Annotated in this window: 5 protein-coding genes; all 5 read left to right on the top strand. The window is 70.3% G+C overall.

Annotated elements, in window-relative coordinates; translation table 11 throughout:
- Positions 1–1,212, top strand: a 1,212-nt coding sequence (locus tag AB1609_14025) for an ATP-binding protein (GenBank protein ID MEW6047578.1), incomplete at its 5' end; no start/stop codon positions are given.
- A 135-nt stretch (positions 1,213–1,347) separates the two neighbouring features.
- Positions 1,348–2,739, top strand: a complete 1,392-nt coding sequence (locus AB1609_14020) for an ATP-binding protein (protein MEW6047577.1) — start codon at positions 1,348–1,350, stop codon at positions 2,737–2,739.
- Between the two features lie 107 nt (positions 2,740–2,846).
- Positions 2,847–3,818, top strand: a complete 972-nt coding sequence (locus AB1609_14015) for a hypothetical protein (GenBank protein MEW6047576.1) — start codon at positions 2,847–2,849, stop codon at positions 3,816–3,818.
- Entirely contained in the window at positions 3,815–4,873 is a 1,059-nt protein-coding gene (locus AB1609_14010; GenBank protein MEW6047575.1) for a hypothetical protein, read from the top strand. The genes AB1609_14015 and AB1609_14010 overlap by 4 nt, the downstream gene beginning before the upstream one ends.
- Positions 4,874–4,876: 3 nt before the next feature.
- A complete protein-coding gene (locus AB1609_14005; GenBank protein MEW6047574.1) occupies positions 4,877–6,007 on the top strand; it encodes a M23 family metallopeptidase in 1,131 nt (376 codons plus the stop codon).
- Positions 6,008–6,121 lie beyond the last annotated feature (114 nt).

Genomic DNA, 6,121 nt, shown 5'->3' with positions numbered 1-6,121 from the left:
ACCGCGCTGTGCCCCTGGGTGTCGGCTGACCTCGCGCACCCGGAGGGGGTGTGCCTGGGCCGCAACCTGGTGACGGGCGCGCCGGTGTTCTTCGACCCCCACGCGGGGCCGCCGGTGCTTGCCAACCCCCACGTGGGGGTATTCGCCACTTCGGGCGCGGGGAAGACCTTCTTCGTGAACCTGCTCTGCGCCCGCTCGGCGCTGTTTGGCCGGCCCACGGTGTTCGTCGACCCCGAGGGAGGGTACAGCCGCATGGTGCAGGCCCTGGGCGGCACCGTGGTGCGTCTCGCGCCCGGCCGGCCGGTGGGGGTGAACCCGCTCGACCTGGAGGAGGACGAGCGCGAGCGGAGGGTGCCCCTGGAGTCGAAGGTGGTGGACGTGAGGTGGCTGGTGTCGGCCATGGTGGAGCGGGAGGGCGAGAGGCTGTCCCTGGAAGAGCAGTCCCTGCTTGAGCAGGCGGTGCGCGAGGAGTACGCCTCCCGCGGGATCACCGCCGACCCGGCCTCGCTCTGGGACAGGACGGTGTCGGTTTCCGGGGAGGCAGCGGCCTTTGGCCCGCGCAAGAAGGCCATGCCCACCCTGTCTGATTTAGCCGCGCGGCTGGAGCGGGTCTCGCCCCGCCTGGCGACCCTGATGAAACCGATGCTGCGGGGCGGCAGCCTGGGGATATTCGACGGGCCCAGCGAGGTGGCGCTGGACAAGGCGCTCGTCGCCTTTGACGTGTCGGACCTCGACGAGCGGTTCCTGCGGCCGCTTGCCATGCAGGTTCTCCTGGGGTGGATCTGGGAGAAGTTCGTCAAGCGCGACCCCGAGGTGAGAAAACAGGTCGTGATTGACGAAGCATGGATGTTCCTCAAGCACAGGGACAGCGCGGACTTCATGGAGGAGATGGCCCGGCGGGCCCGCAAGCGGCACTGTGCGCTGGTGGTGGTGTCGCAGAGCTTCCGGGAGTTCGCCGAGAGCGCCCAGGGCCGCGGGGTGCTGGCCAACACCGACACGGTGGCGCTCATGCAGCAGAGCGCCGCGGAGCTCGACGCCGTGGCGGAGTTCTTCCGGCTGCCGCAGGGCCAGCGCGACTTCCTGCGCCAGGCCCAGGTGGGCCAGGCGCTGCTGCGTGCGGGCAAGCAGGCGGTGGTGCTGCAGGTGGAGGCCTCGCCACGGGAGTACGCCATCATCACCGGGGAGGAGGCCGAAGGGGAGGCCCGGCAGTAGTTGCCAGGGCCTCCTCTTTCTTGTAAAATCTAATCAGGTCGGACGACGGGCGGACTGGCCAGCCCCGAAGGGGCCGGAATAAGGGAGGGAGGAGGTGCGGCGGCAGTCCCCCGAGGGGGCGGGAGATTTGCCGGAGTGGTGCGGCTGGGATACAGGTTGGGGCTCCTCGTGGGATGGGTGGCAGTTGGCGTTTTCATCGGACGGGCAATACCGCGTCTAAGCGAGTTTGTTCCCTGGTTCAGCACCCTGTGCGCGGTGCCGTCCGCGAAGAGCGATCTGGGTTGGCTGGTGCTGGGTGTTCCGCTCCTTGTATGGCTCGCGCCTGCGTTCTGGTCGTCTTATGAGAAGGTCGGGAACGAACCTCTTGGGCGTCTCGGGTACTGGGCCGGCACGGTCTGGGCGGCCTTCTTCTGGAGCATACTGGTTGACAACATCTGGGGTGGGTGGGTATCCGGTTCGTCCTTGTGGCTTGCGCACTGGCTTGCGAGGGCGGCGGCAGCAGTTGTGTTTCTTCCCCTCCTCGGTCTGTTGGTGTTCGCCCGCGGCGTTGAACTTACCAACCCCATCGCCATCATCTTGGGGCTGGGCATGTTGTATGTCGGCGTTGCACCTTACTTCTTCACCAGGTTCACGCTGTGGACGGCCCTGCCGGGCACCAGCGTGCCACAGTTCCGGCTCCGGGCTGCTGGAGTCCAGGGGTCTGGATCCGCGGCAGTGCCGGACCGGGGAGACACGCGTCGGAACCGAGACGTTGCACAGAGCAAACCCTCTCCGGTGAGCATTCCTGTCAAGAAACGTGATCCCCATGCGTTCGACGGGCTGGTGGGGTTGGACGAGCCCATCCAGGCCCTGAAGATGGCCCTGGAGCTGCCTGCACTCTATCCCGACCGGGTCAAGAAGTACGGGGTGGAGGTTGACCGCGGGCTTTTGCTAGCCGGCCCGCCGGGCACGGGTAAGACCTCGCTTGCCCGCGCGGCGGCGCGCTACTTTGGTTGCGCGTTCCGGAGCATCAGCACCCCGCAGTTGCTTGGCTCCTACGTCGGTCAGTCGGAGCAGAACCTGCACAACTTGTTTGCGTGGGCCCGGGAGAACACGCCCTGCATCCTGTTCTTCGACGAAATCGACGCCATCGGCCGCAAGCGCGACGGCGCCCACCACAACCGGCCCCACGACCTCCTGCTGGACGTGCTCTTGCAGGAGCTGGACGGGTTTGAGGACCGCACGGGGGTGTTCGTGCTGGCGGCCACCAACCGGCCCGACGTGCTGGACGAGGCGCTGGTGCGGCCGGGGCGGTTCGACCGCATAATCCACATCGGCCTTCCCGACCGGCAGGCCCGGCTGAAGCTGTTCGAGATGTTCCTGCAGGGCAAACCCGGCTGGGGGGATTTCGACCGGGGCTGCCTCGAGCGCCTCGCGGACCTTACGGAGGGCAGGAGCCCGGCGGAGATCAAGAACCTGGTGAACGAGGCTGTGAGGCGGGCGGCGTTGGAAAACGAGCCCGTCCGTCCGCGGCACTTCGGCCTCTGATCCGGGCCCACCTGGCGGGGGAGCGCCGCGCTGCGCTCCCCCGCCTCTGTTTTGTGGAGGCTTTTGCGCCGGCTCGAAAGCCAGGCCTTTGTCTGGAGGCGGAAGGCGTGACATTCATAGGGAACCTGATAGGCAACTTCTTTGCCGGGATTGCCGAGGCGATATTCAGGTGGGCCGGGTTCCAGACGCCGGCCCAGCTCATCTTCGGCGCGGGCAGGGACCTGGTCGCGGGTACTTTTCTGCCGCGGGAGTGGGAAGCCCTGTCGCGGTGGTACGGGATCATGTTCTCCATCGGCCTGTCCGGGCTCGTGGTCTACCTGGTGGTGCTCGTGCTCGGCCTGAGGCACGTGCTGGGCTCCGCCAGCCCCTCCGACCGCGCCTCGGCCATGGAGTCGATGTGGGACGTGTGCGGGGCGATTGCCCTGGCCGTGTTTGCCCTGCCGTTGCTGCGGGCCCTCCTCGACGTGAACTGGGCGCTGGTGAACGCTGTCTCCAGCTGGATGGGCTCGGGCGGGATGACCTGGGCCCAGCAGTTCGGCGAGGGGTGGCTGCGGGAGCTGCAGGCGCCGGGCAGCCCGTTCTGGAACGGCGCGGCCAAGCTGGTCTTCGCCGCGGTGTGCCTGCAGCTCAACTTCCTGTACCTGGTCCGGAAGCTCGTGCTGGTGGTCTCGGTGGTGCTCATCCCCCTGTTCTCGTGGGCGTGGGCCTTCCGCGGGATCAGGCTGCCCGTCCTGCTCCTGGGCACGGAGATAGTGTCGAACTCGTTCATGTCGTTTTCTCACGCCTTCGTGCTGGCGCTGATATGGGACCTGTTCTACCGCCAGGGTCCCTCACCCGGGGCAGGGATGACCTCCGAACTGGCCGCACTGCTCGGCCGCGGGGTGGGCATCCTGGTCTCCGTGTCGGTGCTGGTGGCGACCGTGGCGCTGGCGCTGAACGGGTACCGGGTCATGACTTCGGTCGATCCCCGCGCGCGTGCGCAGGCCATGGCGGCGCTGAGGAAATGGCTGGTGGCGGCAGAGTTCCTCTTCGGTGCCTGGGTGATTCACCGTGTCATCATGGAGGTGATGTTGCGATGAAGCATGTTGCTGTTCGGCCGGGGGTGAGCGGCGAAAAGGCGTGGCGGTTTGCGGTCGCGGTCCTCGCGGTCATGTGCGTGTCGGTGCTGGTCGCGGCTCCTGCGCGGGCGGGGTATGCGTACGACCCGGACGTGCTGGTCAAGGTGCCCCCGCTGCCGTCGGAGCCCCAACCGTCCTCGCCCGCGGGCTCCGCCGGTTCGTCCGACGGTTCCCTGTTTGACGCCTGGTGGGCGAAGCTGTTCTGCCTGTGGCTGCTTATCCCCGTGGCGGCCTTCGTGCGGCGGCTTTTCACCGGCTGGCTGAACCTTTTGGGCGTGGACGAGGAGAAGTACGCGGGCCTGGCCGCTGCGGGCGCCGGCGGGCTGATCGGCCTGGGAATGGCCGTGGGCGGGCTGGCGTCAGCTCTCAGCGGTGCCACCGGTTGGGGCATCGCAGGGATGGTGAACCGGGCCTCGCGGGGTACGTCGGCTGGGTTAGTTACCACCGCCGGAGTGGGTGGGCCGGCAGCCCCCGGCGGCCCTGGTGGGCCGGGCGGATCTCCGGGCGGAGGGGGCGGCGGAGGAGGGACGGCTGCCCATTCCCCCTCTTCCGGGGCCGGTTCCCAGCCCGGTGGTGGGGGTGGCGGTGGCGCTGGAACGGGTGCTGTGGACGCCCAGCCAGCGCAGGCCAGCGGCGGGGGCGGCGCGCTACCCCCGGAGGGCGTGCGCGGCGAGGGCCTGCCGGAGGCGGGGGACGTCCACGAGGCCAGGCGGCAGGCGGTGAACCGGATGCGGGAGATGATCGGCGCTGACCGCGGCCGCGCGGAGGGGGCCAGGGCCAGGCACGCCTACCTGTCGAGCGGCGTGGGGATCCTGGGGGACATGGCCCAGGCGGCCGGCGCGGTCACCGGCGCCATATTCGGCATCGGCCTGGGCGGTGGGAAGGCGGCCGAGCTCGCGAGCCGGGCCTTCGGCGCCGCCGCGGCCGCCCCCTTCCGCGCGTTCGAGGCCTACATGCGCACGCCCCCGCCCATGCACCGGTCGAGTCTGGACGGCGCGCGCTACCGGGTGGCGTGAGCCATGCGCGGCAGGCAGGTAGCCGGGTGGGCCCTGCGCAAGGTGGCCTTCAAGGGGATAGCGTGGCTGGCGGGGTTCCTGGGGGCTCCGGTGTGGGTGGTGGCCGCGTGCCTGGTGGCCGTGCTGATCCTGCTGGTCACCCTGCTGGGGTTCTCGGGCGACCCCGCGGTGGACCCCGCGCGCCGTGCGTGCCAGGAGGCGGCGGAGGTGGCCATACCGCCCGCGCGCAGCGCCTACGGCTCCGAGCGCGCCTACGATCTCCCCTGGGGCCTGGTGATGCTGGCCTACGCCGCCGCGGGGGAGCCGGAGGACCTGCGGGGCTGGACGGAGTCCTTTGCCCGGGACGTGGCCCCCCGGTTCTCCTACCGCGAGTCCGAGGTGGTCCAGGAGCGCGACGGCCCGGACGGTCCCGAGAGGTCCGTGGAGGCGGTTCTGCTCCTTGCCGAGGCCCGCACCTACCGGGGGGTGTACGAGCACCTGTACCGCGTGGAGACGGAAACCCTCCCGGACGGCACCCGCGTCACCCGCGAGGTGCCCGACCGCGTGGTCTTCCGCCCGGACGCGTCCCTGCTGGAGGCGGCGCTGGCCTCCCGCGGCCTGGAGGTGGGGCCGCTCGGGGACTTCGTGCAGGTGGCGGAGTCGGTGACCTGGGGCGTGGAGCCCGGGCTGGGCGCCGAGGCCGAGGACGTGGCCCTGGGCGGCGCACTGGGGAGCTCGCTTCCGTCCAGGTTCGCGGGCGACCCCGGGGAGAAGACCTGGCCTCTCCGGGGCCCGGTGACGTCCCCGTTCGGGATGCGCGTGCACCCGGTGTACGGGGTGAGGCGCATGCACACGGGCGTCGACATCGCCGCCCCGCCGGGCACCCCGGTGGTGGCGGCACGCGGCGGCCTGGTGGCCCACGCGGGCTGGGCGGGCGAGCTCGGCCTGGCCGTGGCGGTGGACCACGGTGGCGGCGAGTTCACGGTGTACGGGCACTTGTCCCGCGTCCTGGTCGAGGCGGGCCAGGAGGTGTCCTCGGGCCAAGCGGTGGGCCTGGTGGGCGCGACCGGCACGGCCACGGGGCCGCACCTGCACTTTGCCGTGTGGCGGGACGGCCAGCCCCTGGATCCCATGGGGTGGCTGCCGCCGCGTTGAGGAGGTTTGTGGCTGTGGAGGGGGCAACACCCGTGCTGCCCGGCAGCCCGGCGCTGCCGGACATCTCTTCTCCCTGGGCGGGCGCCTGGGCGAAGCTGGCCGCGGCGCTGCTCG

This window comes from Bacillota bacterium (assembly GCA_040754675.1).
GTDB lineage: Bacteria > Bacillota > Limnochordia > Limnochordales > Geochordaceae > Geochorda.
The sequence above is the reverse complement of the archived record's forward strand: the minus strand, read 5'-3'. Positions and strand labels throughout refer to the sequence as shown.